At 59.1% G+C, this 18,809-nt stretch carries 17 protein-coding genes and 1 riboswitch; of the genes, 13 read left to right on the top strand and 4 right to left on the bottom strand.

What is annotated here, in order from left to right; all coding sequences use genetic code 11:
• Nucleotides 1-7: 7 nt before the first annotated feature.
• Nucleotides 8-1,354, bottom strand: a complete 1,347-nt coding sequence (locus ACYAS9_RS21340) for an MFS transporter (protein ID WP_463570298.1) — start codon at nt 1,352-1,354, stop codon at nt 8-10.
• Nucleotides 1,355-1,794: 440 nt separating this feature from the next.
• Between ACYAS9_RS21340 and ACYAS9_RS21335 the strand changes: the two genes are divergently transcribed.
• The 4 genes from ACYAS9_RS21335 to ACYAS9_RS21320 all read left to right on the top strand — a co-directional run bounded on the left by ACYAS9_RS21335 (nt 1,795) and on the right by ACYAS9_RS21320 (nt 5,891).
• Nucleotides 1,795-2,808, top strand: a complete 1,014-nt coding sequence (locus ACYAS9_RS21335; protein ID WP_463570297.1) for a Bug family tripartite tricarboxylate transporter substrate binding protein — start codon at nt 1,795-1,797, stop codon at nt 2,806-2,808.
• A 10-nt stretch (nt 2,809-2,818) separates the two neighbouring features.
• Nucleotides 2,819-3,352, top strand: a complete 534-nt coding sequence (locus ACYAS9_RS21330) for a tripartite tricarboxylate transporter TctB family protein (protein ID WP_463570296.1) — start codon at nt 2,819-2,821, stop codon at nt 3,350-3,352.
• Entirely contained in the window at nt 3,349-4,878 is a 1,530-nt protein-coding gene (locus ACYAS9_RS21325; protein WP_463570295.1) for a tripartite tricarboxylate transporter permease, read from the top strand. The genes ACYAS9_RS21330 and ACYAS9_RS21325 overlap by 4 nt, the downstream gene beginning before the upstream one ends.
• A 68-nt stretch (nt 4,879-4,946) precedes the next feature.
• Nucleotides 4,947-5,891, top strand: coding sequence for a LysR family transcriptional regulator (locus ACYAS9_RS21320; protein ID WP_463570294.1), 945 nt, complete (start codon nt 4,947-4,949; stop codon nt 5,889-5,891).
• On the opposite strand, the gene argC is transcribed toward ACYAS9_RS21320, so the two are convergent.
• Complete coding sequence (gene argC / locus ACYAS9_RS21315) at nt 5,888-6,811, bottom strand: N-acetyl-gamma-glutamyl-phosphate reductase (protein WP_463570293.1); 924 nt, start codon at nt 6,809-6,811, stop codon at nt 5,888-5,890. The genes ACYAS9_RS21320 and argC overlap by 4 nt on opposite strands.
• 114 nt (nt 6,812-6,925) lie before the next feature.
• On the opposite strand from argC, the gene ACYAS9_RS21310 reads away from it, so the two are divergent.
• Both ACYAS9_RS21310 and ACYAS9_RS21305 read left to right on the top strand, forming a co-directional pair.
• Nucleotides 6,926-7,810, top strand: a complete 885-nt coding sequence (locus ACYAS9_RS21310; RefSeq protein WP_463570292.1) for a LysR family transcriptional regulator — start codon at nt 6,926-6,928, stop codon at nt 7,808-7,810.
• Nucleotides 7,811-7,884: 74 nt separating this feature from the next.
• Entirely contained in the window at nt 7,885-8,433 is a 549-nt protein-coding gene (locus ACYAS9_RS21305) for an O-methyltransferase (protein ID WP_463570291.1), read from the top strand.
• Between the two features lie 138 nt (nt 8,434-8,571).
• On the opposite strand, the gene ACYAS9_RS21300 is transcribed toward ACYAS9_RS21305, so the two are convergent.
• Nucleotides 8,572-8,793, bottom strand: coding sequence for a hypothetical protein (locus tag ACYAS9_RS21300; protein WP_463570290.1), 222 nt, complete (start codon nt 8,791-8,793; stop codon nt 8,572-8,574).
• Between the two features lie 763 nt (nt 8,794-9,556).
• Here ACYAS9_RS21300 and ACYAS9_RS21295 point away from each other — a divergent pair.
• Nucleotides 9,557-9,865 carry a hypothetical protein gene (locus tag ACYAS9_RS21295; RefSeq protein ID WP_463570289.1) on the top strand — a complete coding sequence of 103 codons (309 nt, stop codon included), beginning with the start codon at nt 9,557-9,559 and terminating at the stop codon, nt 9,863-9,865.
• An 84-nt stretch (nt 9,866-9,949) separates the two neighbouring features.
• A complete protein-coding gene (locus ACYAS9_RS21290; protein WP_463570288.1) occupies nt 9,950-10,207 on the top strand; it encodes a hypothetical protein in 258 nt (85 codons plus the stop codon).
• A gap of 255 nt (nt 10,208-10,462) precedes the next feature.
• On the opposite strand, the gene ACYAS9_RS21285 is transcribed toward ACYAS9_RS21290, so the two are convergent.
• Nucleotides 10,463-10,927 (bottom strand): hypothetical protein, encoded by a 465-nt coding sequence (locus ACYAS9_RS21285; RefSeq protein WP_463570287.1) that lies wholly within the window; start codon nt 10,925-10,927, stop codon nt 10,463-10,465.
• Between the two features lie 794 nt (nt 10,928-11,721).
• Here ACYAS9_RS21285 and ACYAS9_RS21280 point away from each other — a divergent pair.
• From ACYAS9_RS21280 to ACYAS9_RS21260, 5 genes are all read left to right on the top strand, one after another.
• Nucleotides 11,722-13,335 carry a sensor domain-containing diguanylate cyclase gene (locus ACYAS9_RS21280; protein WP_463570286.1) on the top strand — a complete coding sequence of 538 codons (1,614 nt, stop codon included), beginning with the start codon at nt 11,722-11,724 and terminating at the stop codon, nt 13,333-13,335.
• A gap of 289 nt (nt 13,336-13,624) precedes the next feature.
• The gene (locus ACYAS9_RS21275; protein WP_463570285.1) at nt 13,625-14,869 is read left to right on the top strand and encodes a hypothetical protein; all 1,245 of its coding nucleotides are present in this window, start codon (nt 13,625-13,627) and stop codon (nt 14,867-14,869) included.
• The gene (locus ACYAS9_RS21270) at nt 14,866-15,516 is read left to right on the top strand and encodes an OmpA/MotB family protein (RefSeq protein ID WP_463570284.1); all 651 of its coding nucleotides are present in this window, start codon (nt 14,866-14,868) and stop codon (nt 15,514-15,516) included. The genes ACYAS9_RS21275 and ACYAS9_RS21270 overlap by 4 nt, the downstream gene beginning before the upstream one ends.
• 22 nt (nt 15,517-15,538) lie before the next feature.
• A riboswitch (cobalamin riboswitch) is annotated at nt 15,539-15,744 on the top strand.
• A gap of 131 nt (nt 15,745-15,875) precedes the next feature.
• A complete protein-coding gene (locus tag ACYAS9_RS21265; protein ID WP_463570283.1) occupies nt 15,876-18,017 on the top strand; it encodes a TonB-dependent receptor in 2,142 nt (713 codons plus the stop codon).
• A complete protein-coding gene (locus tag ACYAS9_RS21260) occupies nt 18,017-18,778 on the top strand; it encodes an ABC transporter ATP-binding protein (protein WP_463570282.1) in 762 nt (253 codons plus the stop codon). Before ACYAS9_RS21265 ends, ACYAS9_RS21260 begins: the two co-directional genes overlap by 1 nt.
• Nucleotides 18,779-18,809: the final 31 nt, after the last annotated feature.

Below are 18,809 nucleotides of genomic sequence, written 5' to 3'. Positions count from 1 at the left end.
CAAGGGCTCAGACATCGCGCACCTCACGCTGGCCGTCCAGGCTGATGAACAAGGTGGCGACCACGAACAGCGCCGCGCAGATGGCGAAGAACGCCAGTGCCGCACCGAAGCCGCCGAAGTGCTGCAGGATCAAGCCGACCAGAATCGGCACAAAGATGCCGCCGATGCTGCCCGCCAGGTTCATCACCCCACCGATCAGGCCGACCCGCGCCGGGGCTGCCAGCAATGACGGGAAGCTCCAGTACAGACTGCCCCACATCAGGAAGAAGGCAGTCACCGCCAGCAGCGCGACCGCCGCAAACGGGTTGCTCAGGGTCGGCAGCAACAACAGTGCGCCCAGGGCGATGACGCCCGAGAAGGTCAGCAGTCCCTTGACCGCCAGGCCGCGCCGCACGCCTTTGCGAATCAGCCCGTCGCACAGGAAACCACCGGCCAGCGAACCCAGCGCGCCGCAGATAAAGATCGCAAAGGTCGCCGCGCCAATGCCCTTGATGTCAAAGCCGCGCGCCTGGGCCAGATAGCTCGGGCCCCAGGTCAGCAGGCCGAAATACACCATCGCCCAACTGGCGCGCCCGATCAGCAAGGCGCTCAGCGAACGCCGCGCAATCCCCAGGCCCTTGACCGGCACCTGCGCGGCCTCGGCCACCGGGATTTCACGGCCGGCATTGATCTTGTCCAGCTCCTGCGTGTTGACTTGCGGGTGCAGCGCAGGGTCGTCACGCAGGTAACGCCAGGCCAGCCACGACAGGGCCAGCGTGGCGATACCGGCGATCACGAAGGCCAGCCGCCAGGAGTCGAGCACCGCAATCAGATAGGCAATGATCAAGCCGCCCAAGGCCACGCCCAGCGGGCTGCCGCTGTCCATCATCACCGCACCGCGGCTGCGCTCGCTCGGCGCCAGCCACAACGAAATCAGCTTGCCGCCCGAAGGGAACAGCGGCGCTTCGGCGGCGCCCAGCGCGACACGGGCAAACAGCAATGACAGGCCGCCCGTGGCAAAGCCGGCCAGCACCTGAAAGGTGCCCCACAGGCCGGTCGACCAGGTGATCACCCGGCGTGGCCCGAAACGGTCGATCATCCAGCCGCCCGGCACCTGCAACAAGGCATAGGCCCAGAAGAAGCTGCTGAGGATCAGGCCCTGCATGCTGGGCGACAGCGAGAATTCCCTGGCGATGGTCGGCATGGCGATCGACAGCGACACGCGGTCGATCAGGTTGACCATGGTCAGCAGGAAAATAATGGCGAAGATGCGCCAGCGCACACTGCTGGCGCGAGCCACCTGGCTGAGCGCCGGGTTGGCTGAGTCTGGCTGGGCACTTGCCGCTGGCAGGTGCACGTCACCGGGACGGATCATGAGGATTACCTCTATGTATTGTTGTTTTTGTAATGCTGCCGGACAGCCGGTTGAGAACACTTGATCTGCGAAACGCTGAAAATTTACGACTGCTGGCGCAGCCGGTCGCGGGTAAACGCGCTCCTACTGGCATGGTGGGATACGCAAAATCTGCGAAACCCTCAAAAGCTTCAGCCACCCTGCATCAGCGCCTGGGCCGTACTATCGAAGCCGCACCGATAACCGTCTAATCAAATATTGAAATACACCGATAGCCTTGGGTTATAGCCCTGACATCACGCTATCAAGCGGTTACCTATAGCCTCTGGTTATCGGTGTATGTTTTGTTTTGACTAGACGCCCCCGCCTGTTCTTCCCACACTCCCTCTCAGGTTTTGCCCGCACCAAGACGGGCAAGCCGCGATCTTTTCATAACAAATACAATAAAAAGAGGTTTCACCATGCGAATCGCATCGACCCCAGGCGTGTGCCGTCTTCTGCTCGGCTGCACCGTGCTTAGCGCCAGCACACTGCCCGCAGTGGCCCTGGCCTGGCAACCGGAAAAGAACCTCGAGATCGTCGTCGCCGGTGGCCCCGGTGGCGGCACTGACCAGCTGGGACGGCTGATTCAGTCGATCATCACCACCCACAAGCTGCTGGACGTCAACACCGTGGTGCTCAACAAGGGCGGCGGCAACGGTGCCGAAGCCTTTCTCGATATGAAAATGTCCAAGGGCGATGCCGACAAGCTGGTGATCGGCACCAACAACGTCTACCTGCTGCCGCTGGTGGCCAAGCTGGGTTATCAATGGCAGGAACTGACGCCCATCGCAGCCCTTGCCGAAGACGACTTCATTCTCTGGACCTACAAGGACGCGGCCTGGAAAGACGGCGCGGCCTTTTATGAAGCGGTCAAGGCCGACCCGTCGAAGATGCGCATGGGCGGCAGCCAGTCCAAGGATGTCGACCAGACCCTGACCCTGCTGCTGAACAAGACCACTTCCAGCAAGCTGGTGTACATCCCCTTTAAAAGCGGCAGTGAAGCGGCCACGCAACTGGCCGGTAAACACATCGCCGCCAACGTCAACAACCCCGCCGAAAGTATCAGCCAATGGCGCGGCGACCAGGTTCAGCCGCTGTGCGTGTTCAGCCAGCAACGCATGCAATACACCACCAAGGTCGCCGGCGACAAAGCCTGGTCGGACATTCCCACCTGCCATGAACAAGGGCTGGGTATAGACCAGTATCGCTTCCCGCGCACAGTCTTCATGCCCGGCGAAATCACCGCCGAGCAACGCGCCTTCTATACCGAGCTGATGCGCAAGGTCAGCGAAGCGCCGGAGTTCAAGGCGTACGTGGCGCAAAACGCGCTGGTACCAACCTTTCTGGAAGGCGAGCAGTTGACCGCCTATATCGAACAGGACACCGCCCGGGTCACGCCTGTGTTCAAGGACGCCGGCTGGCTGCAAAAGTGAGGGGTGGTTTATGTCTGATACATCGCAAACGCCGGCGCTGATCGCTACGCGCTGGGTAGAGCTGGGCCTGGCGCTGTTTACCTTGCTGATCGGTGCCGTGGTCATGTACGGCAGCCTTGAACAAGGTATCGGCTGGGGCGATTCCGGCCCCGAACCTGGTTACTTTCCCTTTTACATTGGCCTGTTACTGGCCGGCGCCAGCCTGGGCAATGCCGTGCTGGCGCTGATTCGCTGGCAGGCTTTGAGCGTGGCTTTCGTCAGCCGCACAGCGTTCGGCCAGGTGCTGTCGGTGTTCATACCGATTGCCGCCTTCGTGGCGGCGATGCCATTCACCGGTATTTACCTGGCATCGCTGGTGTTCATCGGCTGGTTCATGTGGCGTGACCGCCTGCGCGCCAAACCTTACGGCCCGTTGACCATTGCTGCAGTGGCGGGCGGTGCGGTTCTGGCCAGTTACCTGATTTTTGCCTTGTGGTTCAAGGTTCCACTGGATGCCGGCCCACTGGGCGACTGGCTGGCCATGGCCAGGAGAGCACTGCAATGAGTGAGTTCGATTCGTTGATGCAAGGCATGAGCGTGATCATGACGCCCGGACATATCGGGTTGATGGTCATCGGCGTGCTGCTGGGCATTCTGGTCGGCGTCTTGCCCGGCCTCGGTGCCCCCAACGGCGTGGCGCTGCTGTTGCCACTGACCTTCACCATGTCGCCGGTGTCGGCGATCATCCTGTTGTCGTGCATGTACTGGGGCGCGTTGTTCGGCGGTTCGATCACCTCGATTCTGTTCAACATTCCCGGCGAGCCGTCCTCGGTGGCGACCACCTTCGACGGCTATCCCATGGCCCGCGAAGGCCGCGCCGCCGAAGCACTGACGGCCGCCTTCAGCTCGGCACTGATCGGCGCCCTGGCTGGTGTGTTGCTGCTGACCTTCCTGTCGACGCGCATTGCCGAATTCGCCATGTCGTTCAGTTCGCCGGAGTTCTTTGCGGTTTACCTGCTGGCCTTCTGCACCTTTATCGGCATGAGCAAGAACCCGCCGCTCAAGACCGTGGTAGCGATGATGCTCGGCTTTGCCATGGCCGCGGTGGGCATGGACACGGTGTCGGGCAACCTGCGCCTGACCTTCGACCAGCCGATGCTGATGACCGGTATCAGTTTTGAAGTGGCGGTCATCGGCCTGTTCGGCATCGGCGAGATTCTCTGCACGGTCGAGGAGGGCCTGGTGTTTCGTGGCGAACATGCGCGCATTACACCAATGACCATCCTGCGTACCTGGGCCAAGCTGCCGCGCTACTGGCTGACGATTGTGCGCAGCACGCTGGTCGGCTGCTGGATGGGCATCACGCCCGGCGGGCCGACGGCGGCATCGTTCATGAGCTACAGCCTGGCGCGGCGCTTCTCGAAAAACCGCGACAACTTCGGCAAGGGCGAAGTCGAGGGCGTGATTGCCCCGGAAACCGCCGACCACGCCGCCGGCACCAGCGCCTTGCTGCCGATGCTGACCCTTGGCATTCCGGGTTCGGCCACCGCCGCGGTGATGCTGGGCGGCCTGATGATCTGGGGCCTGCACCCCGGCCCTACCCTGTTCGTGGAGCAACACGATTTTGTCTGGGGCCTGATCGCCAGCATGTACCTGGGCAACGTCGTCAGCCTGATCGTGGTACTGGCCACCGTGCCGTTGTTCGCCTCGATCCTGCGCATTCCGTTCTCGATCATCGCGCCGATCATCATCATGGTCTGCGCCATTGGTGCCTACTCGGTGCACAACTCGATGTTCGACATCGTGCTGATGCTGGGCTTCGGTGCCTTGGGGTATCTGTTCAAGAAGCTTGGCTACCCGATTGCACCGCTGGTGCTCGCCGCCGTACTAGGCGACAAGGCTGAAGATGCGTTTCGCCAGTCGATGCTGTTCTCCGACGGCCAGCTGGGTATTTTCTGGTCCAACCCACTGGTCGGCGGGCTGACCACGGCGGCGCTGCTGATGCTGTTCTGGCCACTGATTTCCAGGGCCATACGCGGTGCTTTTGGCTGGCGTGCAAGCCGCGCCAGCAAGCGTCAGTCAGTGCATTGAGCGTCAGTGCTGGCAGAGCCTGGCATTTCTTGTCAGGCTCTGCGCACCTTTCGCTGCGAGCCAGGCCGATGACCCAGATTCCCGCTGCCCATGTAATCCACAGTCGCCTGCGCCTGCGACAACTGCGGCTGATGCTCACGCTGCAAGAGCTGGGTTCCTTGCGCCGGGCCGCCGACCACATCGGCATGACCCAGCCGGCCGCCACCAAAATGCTGCACGAGGCCGAAGACCTGCTGGGCGTCGAGCTGTTCGAACGCCTGCCACGCGGCATGCGCCCCACGCCGTTTGGCGAGACGGTGATTTACTACGCGCGCATGGTGTTTGCCGAGCTGACCGGCATGCGTGAAGAACTGGTGGCGCTGGAGTCCGGCAACCTTGGCCGGGTCGCGGTCGGCGCCATTCCAGCGCTGGCCTCGGGTCTGCTGACCCGCACCATCGCCAACCTCAAGTCCAGCCACCCGCGGCTGTCGATGAGCATTCAGGTCGACACCAGCGATGTGCTGGTGCAGGCCTTGTTGCAGGACCAACTGGACGTGGTGCTGGGCCGCATCCCCAGCGGCGCACGGGCCGAAGAGCTGATTTTCGACAGCCTGGGCGAAGAGGAACTGTGCGTGATCGCAGGCAAACAGCACCCACTGGCCAGCGCCAGGAGCCTGAGCTGGGCCGAGCTGCAAAACATGACCTGGGTGCTGCAACAACACCCCAGCCCGATGCGCTCGATCATCAATCAGGTGTTCCACAATGCCCGCGTCGACATTCCGGTGAGCATCGTGGAAACCACCTCGATCATGACCCTGCTGTCGCTGATCCAGCAGACCGACATGCTTGGGGTCACGCCGGTGTCGGTGGTCGAGGATTACCCCGGCCGTGAGTTGCTGGCCATCCTGCCGATCAATTTTGAAGCCCGCCTGCCGCCGTATGGGCTGATCACCCGCCGCCATCGCATTCAGTCGTCGGCGATGCAGGCGTTCATTCAATCGGTGAAGGCCGAACAGGCACTGGTCAAGCGTTAAACACGGCCCAGCATCAAGTCCAGGTTCTGCACCGCCGCCCCTGCCGCGCCCTTGCCGAGGTTGTCGAACACCGCCGCCAGCAGCACCTGTTCACCGTTTTCAAAGACCATCAATTGCAGGTCATCGGTGCCGTTCATGCGTTGCGGGTCCAGCGCCGTCATGGCCTTGGCCTGCTGCATCGACACGACCTGCACATGATTGGTGTCGGCGTAATGCTGCTTCAGAGCAGCGTGTAACCGCTGCGCATCGACCCCCGTTGGCAGCAAGCGCAGCTGCAAGGGGATGGTCAGCACGATGCCCTGGCGAAACGAGCCGTAGGCCGGCACGAACAAAGGCCGTTCGCTCAGGCCGCTGTGCTGCCGGATCTCCGGCACATGCTTGTGCGCAAGCCCCAGCCCGTAGACCTGAAAGGCCGCCACCGTCGAGCCGTTGCTGCCCTCGTGCGCCTCCACCGCCGCGCGCCCGCCACCGGAGTAGCCCGACACAGCATGAATGCTGATCGGGTAATCCCGTGGCAGCAAACCCGCCTCCAACAAAGGCCGCAACAGGCCCACGGCACCGGTGGGATAACAACCGGGATTGCTGACCCGCCGCGCACTGGCAATGCGTTGCGCCTGCTGCGGGCTCATTTCTGCGAACCCGTAGGTCCAGTCGTGATGGGTACGGTGTGCCGAGCTGGCATCGATCACCCGCACGGCCGGGTTTTCGATACTCGCCACCGCCTCGCGGGCGGCGTCGTCCGGCAGACACAACAGCGCGATGTCACAGGCATTGATGGCCTGGGCGCGGTGTCTGGGGTCTTTGCGTTGTTCTGGGGCCAGGGTGAGGATCTGGAAGTCGGTACGGCCTTGCAGGCGTTGCTGGATTTGCAGGCCGGTGGTGCCTTGGTCGCCGTCGATGAAGATCAGAGGGGTGGTCATAGAGAAGTGCTCGTCCGTAGAAATCAATGACGAAGATCTTCGATGCCGCAGCAAGATAGTTAAAGTTGAATTTTAAAATGGTTATATTCAGCTTTTCTGAACAAGGAGCGTGTGATGCGCGAAATCAGCCTGGACCGTTTGCGCACTCTGGTCGCCATCGCCGACCTGGGCTCGTTCGCCGAGGCCGCTCGCGTCCTGAACCTGGCGCCACCCACGGTCAGCCTGCACATCGCTGATCTGGAGGCACGGGTCGGCGGTCTGCTGCTGTCACGCACCCGTGGCCGGGTGCAGCCGACGGCCATTGGTGAAACCCTGATCGAGCGCGCCAGGCGCCTGCTGGCCGATGCCGAGCAGGCACTGGAGGATGTGCAGCGTCAGGTCCAAGGCCTGCAAGGACGGGTGCGACTCGGCGCCTCGACCGGTGCCATCGCACAGTTACTGCCGCGGGCACTGGAAACGCTGGGCCAGGACCATCCGGCCATCGATGTACAGGTCGCGGTACTGACCTCGCAGGAAACACTGAAAAAGCTGGTCGACGGCACGCTGGACATCGGCCTGGTCGCGCTGCCACAAGCGCCGATCAAGGGCTTGAGCATCGAGCCGTGGCGGCGTGACCCGGTGATGGCTTTTCTGCCGGCGCGCTGGGAGTGCCCGGACCTGATCACCCCCGGCTGGCTGGCCGCTCAGGCGCTGATTCTGAACGACAACACCACCCGGCTTTCGCGCCTGACCTCCGAGTGGTTCGCCAGCGACGGACAGAATCCTGCGCCGCGCATTCAGCTCAATTACAACGACGCGATCAAAAGCCTGGTGGCCGCCGGCTACGGCGCGACGCTGCTGCCGCACGAAGCGTCCACGCCCTTGCCCGACACAAGGATCGTGATGCGTCCCTTGCAGCCGCTGATGTGGCGCCAGTTGGGCATCGCCCACCGCAGTGGCGAGGTCGAACGCTCTACCCGGCACGTGCTGGATGTGTTGTGGGGCTTGAGTGCCGATTGAGGCCGCCGGCTGACTGTTATTTTCAAGGAGGTTAATTCGTCTTTAAATCACACCCCTCAGCGAAGGCACTGTGCATGACCACGCCCTACGACCTCATTCAGTCCGCCACCCGCCAGCACCAGCAGCAGCACCAATGCGGCGCCTACACCTTCGACGACGGCCCGGGCCTGGTGGCGCTGGTGCAACAGCAACGCCCGCTGCGCGTGCTGGAGCTGGGCACCGCGCTGGGCTTTACCGCCTGCTGCCTGGCCTCGGCCACCGAACAGACCCGCGTCGATACCCTGGAACGCGACCCGGAACACGTGGCACTGGCCCGCGAGCAGGTACGCAGCGTGGGGCTGGGCGAACGGGTCACGGTGCATCAGGGTGATTTTCTCGAGACCCTCGCGCAGTTGAGCGAGCCTTATGATTTGGCGTTTTTCGATGGCTTTGCGCCGGATACGCAACTGTTGGCAGAGCTGCGCCGGTTGCTGCGCGATCAGGGAGTATTGGTGTGCGCCAACCTGGGACTGGCGCGGGATGGGCAGCGTCAGGCGTTGCAGGCAGAGCTGAGTGATGGTGCTCGCTGGAAGGCGGTGAGCAGTCTGGAAGATGGCGGGACGCAGGTGTTCAGGAAGGTTTGACTAAATAAGCGCAGATTAAACGGGTCACAGTGCTTTACTGCAACAGTGCTGCTGACCCTGGCTGGAAGTGAGGAAATGCAGCGACTAGTAAACCAAGCCTATCGCTGAGAAAAACAGAGGCCAAAAAAACACAGCCTCTCAAATAAAATTGAATCCTGCACTCGCACCAAGCTTATGAATTTCCGCAATCGTTTGTTCGGACAAGTACCCGTCCTGAACAAACTCCACTTTAGCAACAGGCAGATTGAAATTAAACTCCAAAAACTCAGGCTTGATTATTTGCTTGACTCGCAAAATGTGTTCCACGCCCCCCAGTCTTAAAAGCAAGGCCGGGATCATTTCGCATAAGTCGATCTGCACGGAAAAGCACATCTCATATATGACATACGACCTGGTCAAACGTGTACGCCCCCCGGCCTAACAAAATCACCTTTGTTTCCAACGTCATCAGTGCCTACCCCTATTAAAGCAATCACCGTCTCAGCATCCTCATCAAAGCCTCTAAAGGTCAGAGACACGGTCTTTATAGCCAATGCATCCATTATTGCTCCTCATTCTGACCACGGAGAATCACGACTAACCTCCAATGTGATACTGAAGACCGCCACACACATTTTTCTTAACGCGAGCGAACACGATCTTCACACACAACTCGCTCAGGCAGCCCATCCTTAAACCTGAAATATTCCACACAGACGCGCCCTTCAACAACTATCGTTCTTCGTGCTATATCACTGGCCAAAAAAATCTCTGAAACATCCGTAGACCCATCGCCATCCCAATCCATTTCAGCCCATGTATAGCCTTGAGCCCAGCTTGAATACAACCAGAAAACCATATACAAACCAGACAATGTGCCAAGCACCGCCACTATGACTGCCCCGCACTTTAATATACCCATCACATACTCCAACCGCCAGACCCTGAACTTTTATCGATGCGCACCTTGGGTATTGCCTCTTGCTACCACCATCGAAAATCCATACCAGCCAGCTCGTAAGATTGAGTCTATTGCTACCAGAAGCGTACACTGGCTGCCAGGTTTCCACCATGGGTTTTCTGTTAAAATCCCTGGTGCGGACTATCGTAAGGCTATTCAAAAAAAGACAGGACTTATGGGAAAATGAAAAACATTCAAGTCATCGATGGTGCTGAAAACTGTGTGTATGACATTTTTGCAGCGACCGAAGAAGAGTTTTATCTAATTTTCCCACACGATACAGACATCGCATTCATTGACGAGGTTTATGAGAATGGCTCTCCATCAATGCTTGATGCCGCGTTCCTGGCGATCTGGAAAAGGCCAATAAAAAAGACCGACGCACATGGTATACATGGGATTCTTTTCTATGAACTGGAAGAAAAAAAGAAATACTACCCTGAACGCAAGGATCGAGAGGCCGTTAATCCGGATGGCTCGTTGCTCAGGTAGTACATCACTCCTGACAAGGGCAGTGGGCGCAATACAAACATCGACAATTTCTGAGAGCACGCTTGAAGCAAAGAGGCACACGGCATGAATATTATTTTACTGGCCATGATAGTGTGGGGCATTGGGCTGTCAGCGTTCATGGCCTTTTTCCCCAAGAAAGTCTTGGATTATGCAGCAGCGAACCGAATGTGGTGCTGGTATTTTAAAGCAGTATTTGGGTATACACCTGAAAAACTGAGAAGTGCTGAATTTGTTTTACGCGCTCAGGTACAAGGGCGCATTATCTTGTTTGTTACGACGATAATTTTTTTGATCAGCTTCCGGCAGCTCACCGGTTTTTGAAGATGTAAACCGCTATGAATATTCGGAAGAACTCTTCGGTCCCTCGTGAAAGATCAGCGTGGTCGCAACACAATTTTCAGCCCTGTGAAACCTATATTCTCAGACAATACCAGGGCTTGCTACATACCCAAGAACCCCCTGCGTTTTTTGAATTCTACTTTTTAAAAACGAATCCACAATATCTTTACCCGTAAAAATTAGCGGCTTACGTATAGAACCCCCCATCACTTATCATTCATATAACCAGCTATTGTTTTAGAATTGAAGAAACTGAAGAATAATAAACTTCACCTCTCGACTTAAAAAAAGAGTAGCACGGAGTCTTTCCTTACAAAAAACATAGCCATCTGCATATGTCATATTTAAAAAGCGCCACCCACTGGATTCAAGTTCCGTCTTATAGTGAGCCAAAACCTCATCAGAAACCAACGATGATGCGTAATGCTTCGAAATAATTTCTGAAAAACCTTTATACCCCTTAAAATCAATGACAAGTGCAGCACCTTGCTCCGGCAATATTTTATTTGACTCTGAACGCAGTACAGACAATGGAATATAACTACCTCTGGGGAAGCTCAACCCTTTGAACCAATACACCATCCCACAGAAAAATAGCACCACATACAGCACCTTAAGCCCTAACATTATTTTCAGGACCAAGATTGCCCCCTTATAACCCAGCCTAAAACTAACATTTATTGCTACAACTGCCTGAGTCATGGATACGTATCCTGCTACCCCATAATAGAAACCTGCCGACACACCATACAACCCAGCAAATTTATTTACTCTCTCAACCCCATCTATTTGGAGACATGTAATATTCAGTAGAAAATTTTACTCTACCCCAGCTATAAGCTGGGTAACTTCTGCCAAGACACATCCCGAACCCGAAAAAACAGTAAAAAACTGTGGAGCACATATACCACTTGGAATCTACTCGCCTGGCCCAGCATCTATGCGCCTGCACCATACTGTAAATTTCTACCCTTCTTTTGTGTAAGGGTAGGCCGCTATTATCACAGCCAAGTCGAGCAAGCTTAAAAGCCGAAAAAAATCGCTATCATGACTTAGCTCCTAACAATAGGACCAGTGCTATGGCTTGGCCCTGTCCCCATACAAACCATCCATAGATACAAAATATGGTGTGTTGGCTGACAAGGTCAATCAACAGATTCAGATGTTTGAACCGGTGCAGAACGCGCCCGGATTGGCGTTGATCGTGGTTTTTCCCAGTCTGCATTTGGTTGATGCACGTCTAAATCGATTGGTCAGAGACGGCGGTGAGACGTGAGGGCTGGGTCAGAATTTTTTCTACTCCAATAATCGTCACCTTGAAGATGGTGGGACATGGGTTCGTAAGGCTTGGGCATTTCTCCATAAATTGCCATATCCAGCAATAAAATAGGCAAGCTGAAACGTTTGACCTACTGGCTATTCGCTTGTATTTGGAGATAATCCCACACAATCAAGCAGGGCAAGAGCGCCTCCCGCGCTTCACTGTGCAGGTGTGTATGAACTCTCCTATCCAGCGTTTCAAAGGCGACGGTTTCTTGCTTGGGCTGTCGCTTTGTCTTGTCCTGAGCGTGTGCGTCACGGCCACATTGATCTGGCTGCCCAACCCGATGCCCGCCCATGGCTATGTAGAAGTTGCCTTGATCGCCCAGACGCTGCTGTTGTTTGCACTCTGTACCTCGACGCGCCACCGTCGGCAACAGTCGCAAGCGCAGTTCAATGAGTTGATTGCACGGAAAAAGCAGATCAGTTTCCTGAACGCTCGATTAACCAATCTGATCAATGCCGCGACCCAGGTCGCGGTGATCACCACCGACACACAAGGCCGGATCCAGTTGTTCAGCGACGGCGCCCAGGCGTTGTTTGGTTTTAGCCGTGAAGAAATGCTCGGCTGCAATAACGTCGAGAGGCTGCATGTCAAAGAGCAGATCGATGCGCGCCGGCAACCGCTGACCGATCCTGCACTGCTGGCGCTAAGCGACAAGCACCTGGTTTGCAGACTCTCAAGCGACGAGAACGGAATCAGTAAAGCCACCGAATGGACTTATCGACGCAAGGACGGTAGCCAGTTCACCGGAGAGTTGCGCCACGCCCGGTTCAGTGATGCCAACAGTGGCGACGTCGAACACATCAGCGTGATCATCGATGTCAGCGAACGTATCGAGTTGCTCAATCGCCTCAAGGAAAGCAAGGCGCTGTTGACGCTGCTGACGCAAAACATTCCGAACATGCTGTACCAGTACCACTTGCGAGCACCGGGCGACGGTTACTTTTCATTTTGCAGCCCTGGCATCGAAGATCTTTTCGAGCTGAAGGCTGACGATGTGATGGGCGTCAACTTTGTCGGCAACCCGTTGTTTCAGCGTATTCATCCCGAAGACCTGCCGCTGATCCGCGACGTGACAATAAAGTCGGTCACCACCGGCGAAGGCTGGATGTGTGATTTCCGTGTAGTGCTGCCCACCAAAGGCCTGCGCTGGCTGCGCGGCGATGCCCATGCCGAGCGTCAGCCGGATCAGACGTTCGTCTGGTATGGCTCGTTCAGCGACATTACCGAACTCAAGGACCGCGAAGAAAAACTGCGCATTCAGGCCATCACCGATGAATTGACCGGTATCTATAACCGCCGTCACTTCGTTACTTCGCTGCAACAGAAGGTTGACACCGCAGAGCGCTACGCCGCCCCGTTCTCGTTGATTCTGTTCGACCTGGATCACTTCAAATCCATCAATGACCGATTCGGCCATGAGGTGGGCGATAACGTGCTGAAGCAGGTCTGCGCCTTGATTGGCCTGCGCCTGCGCAGTAGCGATGTGTTCTGTCGAATCGGCGGCGAAGAACTGGCGATTCTGGGTCCGTTCACTTCACACGAAAGCGCCGAGCAATTGGCCAATGCACTGTGTGAGTCGCTGGCCAATCACGAGATTGCGGTTGCCGGGCGTGTCACCGCCAGTTTCGGCGTCGCCAGCTGGACGCCCGGCCTGAGCGCAGAAGCGTTACTGCGTCGTGCAGACCTTGCCAGTTACAGCGCCAAGCAGAATGGGCGTAACCGGGTTGTCAGCGCTCAGGATGAGGGCCGGGATGAGGTGGCTTTGCAGGTGGCTGGGCAGTGATGCGCGCAATAGAGCCCTGCTGACTGTTCCGGGCACTCGTTGACTTCAGGCTCACCGCGAGGACACAGCGAACAGGCTCATCGTCAGAGGGGCCTTGTTTGAGGCCGTGCTCTCATGGCTGGGTGCCGGGTGTTTTTCCTAAAGATCCCGCCCCATCGTCCGATACCGTCTGGTTACCCTCTCAATTGCGCAACGTGCCAATACCGCACGCAGGCTATTTGGCATTCATCACAGGAGCGCAGGTAATGGGACGTCTCTCCAACACCCTCGAGCAGAGCAAGGTGGCCGCATGAGCGGAGAATTCATTCATTTTCTGGTGCCGTCGCCGGACAGTGCGCTGGAACTGACCTTTTTTACCCTGATCGTGGGCGGCATGCTGGCGTCCTTGATCAGCGCTGAAATATCCGGGCGTATTTCCACCTGGGAGCGCAACTGGAAAGGCGGCGCCAAAAAAGGTGCGCTTGACCTGGAGCATGGCTCGATCAGTGAACTGAGCCACGCCCTGGCCTCGCTGCCCGAGCGCATCGTCGGCAATATGCCGGGGCTGCTGCTGATTTTCGGCCTGCTGGGCACTTTTCTAGGCCTGGGCATGGCGCTGGACAAGGCCTCGGGCGTGCTGCAAGGCAGCGCCGATTCGCTCAATGCCATGAGCGATTCGCTGTCGCAACTGACCGGGATGATGAAAGACCTGGGCTCGAAGTTCAAAACCTCGACCTGGGGCATCATCGCCTTCATCGTGCTCAAGCTCTGGGAGGCGTCGCGCTGGTCCGCCGACAGCCGCCGCACCGACTGGTGCGTGCGGCAAATGAAGCAGGCCATGGACCACAACCGCACCGCGCTGCGTGAGCACAGCGACGCACGCGATCGCCAGGCCCGCGAAGCGCTGGAGCGGGTCGGTGAGCGGCTGGTGCAGGCGATCAATGCGCAATCGCAGTTGCTGGCCGGGGAATTCAAGGGACTCAAGCTGCTGAACATGCAGATGGCCAAGCAGACCCAAGGCCAGCATGAAGCGCTGGTCGAGCAATTCACCGCGCTGAGCAACCAGATCGGCGAAGGCAATCATTCTCTGGCCAGTCTCGATCGACAGGCAGCGGCCTCCGGGCAGCAGCTTGAGCAGCTCACGATTCTGGCCGGGCAGCAGAATCCGCAAGCGCAGGAACAGCATGATCTGCTGATCAGTCATCTGGCGACACTGGCCACCCTGACCGAAGAGAGCAACCTGTCGCTGGACAGCCTCGACCACCGTGCCGAACGTGCCACGCTGCAGCTGGATGAATTGCAGTCGCTGGAGCGGCAACTGGCGCAACAGGCCCAGGGGCATCACGGCATTCTGATCAAGCAGTTAATGACCCTCGGCACCCAGGCCGGCGATGGCAACCGCTCACTGGCCAGCCTGGATGAGCGCACCGAGCAGGTGGTGCAGCAATGGCATGCGGCGACGGCGCAATTGCAGGAATCGGTCGATACGATTGCAGGCAGCGTGAATGGGCTCGCCGATAAAATCGAGACGCTTAACCTGCGTGACCCGGCATGAAAGACAAACCCAATGAATGGGTGTCCATCTCGGACCTGATGGCCGGGGTCATGGCGGTGATCATGCTGATGCTGGTGGTCTCGGTGTTGCAGAACAAGGTGGGTGAAGCCGCCAGCAAAGCCGAGCAACAGGCCACTGAGGCCGCGCGCAGCCAGGGCTTGAACGCCTTGCTGACGGAGATGAAGGCCGATCTTGAACGCACCGGCGAAGCCACGCTGGTCGAGATCGACATTGCCAACCGCCGCCTGACCTTGCCCGATGACGCCTTCGCCCGTGGCAGTGCCTGCATCACCCCGGCCACCCGCGCGGTGCTAGGCAAGCTGAGCGTGCGCATCGCGGCGTTCATTCAGGACTCGGCGCAGGCACAGGTGCTGGTCGAGGGCCATACCGATAACCTGCCGGTGGCGCGTCCGGTCACCGACTTTGCGCGCTTTTGCACGGTGTACGACGACAACTACACGCTGTCGGCGGCCCGTGCCCGCGAAGCACGCAAGCTGCTGGTGCAGACGCTCGATGCACAGCAGGCGATGCGCGTGGTGGTGGCCGGCTACGGCGACTCGCGGCCAAAACCGGGCATCGATCCAGGCAGCGCCTTGAACCGCCGGGTCGAGATTCAACTGGTCATGGCCAGACCCACCACGTATTGACGCAGCCCCTGATCGGTGGTCATATGCCGCCCCAGTTTCAGGTGCCCCATGCCGCCGTGCATGGGGTGAAACGGGAAGCCGGTGCGTCACCTCAAGTGATTAGTCCGGCGCTGCCCCCGCAACGGTAAGCGAGCGAACCCTTCGACAGACCACTGTGCGTCAGCATGGGAAGGTGAAGGTTTCATGATCCTCGCAAGCCCGGAGACCGGCCTGAAGCCCACGTGTGAGGCTCCACTATCACACTCGCTTGGCAATTCCCGCGGTGGGCGGGCGCAGGCCGGTACTCGTGCGCCTGTGCGTGCGATTCCCTATGCGTTATTCCCTCCGGGTTCATTCTTTCCTGATCGAGTTGGAATAGCATGTCCCGTTTCTCCCCTTTGCACCTGCAACGCTCGCTGCAACTGAGCCTGCTGCCCCTGCTGACTTTTTCTGCCGCCGCCCCAGGCGCAGAGTCGGCGCTTACCTTGCCGGCCACCAGCGTCAACGAGGTCGCCGAACACACCACCAGCCCCCTGAACACACCACAGGCCACCGGCTCGCGGCTTGCCCTGACGTCCTTGCAGACCCCGGCCAGCGTCAGCCGCATCGACAGCAAGACCATCGAACAGCGCAATAACCAGAGCGTGCAGGAAGCGGTCAGCCGCGCACCGGGCATTTCCAGCATCGCTGCACCCGGCAATGGCAACACCGCGCTGTCGGCGCGAGGCTTCACCGGCCATGAGTCGGTGATGACCCTGTTCGACGGCTCGCGGCTGTACACCGGTTTCGGCACCCAGACCTTTCCGGTCGACACCTGGATGGTCGATCACATCGATGTGCTCAACGGTCCGGCGTCGGTCTTGTACGGTGAAGGCGCCACGGGCGCGACGATCAATGTGGTGTCGAAAAAACCCTTCGACGGCGCGATCCGCAATCGCCTGCGCGTCGGCTATGGCTCGTACGATCGCCAGCAGACCGCGCTGGACAGCGGCGGCTCGCTGAGCGACAGCCTGAGTTATCGCCTGACCCTCAACCAGCAGCAAAGCAACGGCTGGGTCGACCATGGCGACTCGCGCAGCAATGCCATCAGTACCGCGCTGCGCTGGCAAGCCACGGACAGCCTGAGTTTTACCTTCGCCCACGAGCGCGGCGACAGCGAGCCAGCGGCGTATTTCGGCACGCCGCTGATCGATGGCCGCTACCGTGACAGCCTGCGTGACGAGAACTACAACATCCGCAACGCCGTTCAGCGCTACAACGACGAGTGGACCCGGCTCAACACCGACTGGCAGATCAACGATGCCGTCAGTGCCAGCAACCAGTTGTACTGGATCAAGAGCCGCCGTCACTGGCGCAATGCCGAGGCCTACACCTGGGACAGCAGTCGCAATCGGTTACTGCGCAGCGACTACCTGGAAATCAAACACGACCAGGAACAGATCGGCGACCGCCAGACCTTCACCTTCCAGCATTCGCTGTTCGGCCTGGACAGCCGCACCGTGGTCGGCACCGAGTACAACAAGATCCGTTTCGAGGTCGGCAATAACTCGCCGTACAACGATGTCGGCGGCGACTTCATCGACCCGTGGCAACCGGCGCCGGCGTATTTCCAGAGCCAGTCGCCCTACCAGCCGCTGGCCGATACCCAGACCCGCACCTTCGCCCTGTTTGCTGAAAACCGCCTGCAATTGTCCGAGCGCTGGTCGCTGGTGACCGGCATTCGCCGCGACCAGAATCACCTTGATCGCAGCGACCAACGCGCCGGCACCCGCAGCGATCGCAGCCTGAGCGGCGGCAACTGGCGCGCCGGCCTGGTGTTCGCAGTCACCGATCAACTGTCGCTGTATGGCCAGTATTCGACCAGCGAAGACGGGATCAGCAACCTGATCACCCTCAACCCGACCCAGCAACAGATGGACCTGACCGAGGCGAAGCAGACCGAGTTCGGCTTGAAGCAGCAGTTCTGGGACGGCCGTGGCGAGTGGACGCTGGCGGCCTATCACATCGTCAAGAAAAAGGTACTGACCCTCGACCCGGTCACGCGCCTGAGCCAACAAGTTGGTCAGCAGTCTTCCGATGGCCTGGAAGCCAGCCTCGACCTGCAACTGGGGCATGGCTGGCAGGTCGCCGCCAACGCCTCGGTGGTGCGTGCCGAATACGATGACTTCAATGAAGTGGTCAATGGCCAGGTGGTTTCGCGGGCCGGCAATCGCCCCAGCGATGTGCCAAGGCGTACCGCCAACCTGTGGCTGAACAAGGCCGTCACCGAGCAACTGGACGCCGGCGTCGGCCTGCGTTACGTCGATGCCCGCTATGCCAACACCGCCAATACCGCTCAGGTGCCGGGCTACACGGTGGTCGATGCCAACCTCGACTGGCAGGTGCTGCCCGATGTCAGCCTGGGCCTGCAACTGTACAACCTGTTCGACCGGCGTTATGCGGCCACCGCGCAGAACACCGCTCAGCAATGGCTAATGGGCCAGCCGCGCTCGTTGTTCGTCACCGCCGACTACAGCTTCTGATGCTGACCCTCGACGGTCTTGAATGGGGTTCGACCCGCCAGTTTCGCCTGGCGGGTATCGACCTGCAGGTCGGCAACAACGAGTTTGTCGGCCTGATCGGTCCCAACGGCAGCGGCAAGACCAGCCTGCTGCACTGCGCCTGGCGCTTCAGCCAGCCGAGTGCCGGGCACGTACGGCTGGATGGTCAGGATCTGTGGCAACAGTCAGCGCGCTGGAGCGCCCGGCGCATTGCCGTGGTGCAGCAGGAATTTCCCCAGGACTTCGGCCTGCGCGTGCTCGACGTGGTGAATCTGGGGCGCGCGCCGCACAAGGGCCTGTTCGACGGTGAAACTGCCGCCGACCAGAGCCTCGTCAGCGAGGCGCTGCAACGCACCGGCCTGCATGCGCATGGCGAGCGCCTGTTCGCCAGCCTGTCGGGCGGTGAAAAGCAGCGCGTGCTGCTGGCCCGGGCGCTGGTGCAGCAGCCCGAGCTGCTGATTCTCGACGAGCCGACCAATCACCTCGACCCGCGTTATCAACTGGAGCTGCTGCAACTGTTGCGGCGCCTCAAGCTCGCCACGCTGGCCAGTTTTCATGACCTCAATCTGGCGGCGGCCTTCTGCGACCGGCTGTATGTGTTGAAGGACGGTCGACTGGTCGCCAGCGGCACGCCCACCGAGGTGCTGACTGCGTCGTTGTTGCTGGAAGTGTTCGGCGTCGAAGCGCTGGTCGATACCCATCCGCTGGCCCCTCATCCACGTATTACCTGGATAACCCGATGATTCGAGCGTCTCTTTCCTCATTGAAAAATCA

The organism is Pseudomonas sp. HP_08 (genome assembly GCF_055284095.1).
Note: the sequence above shows the minus strand (reverse complement) of the source record. Positions and strands in the feature narration are given on the sequence as shown.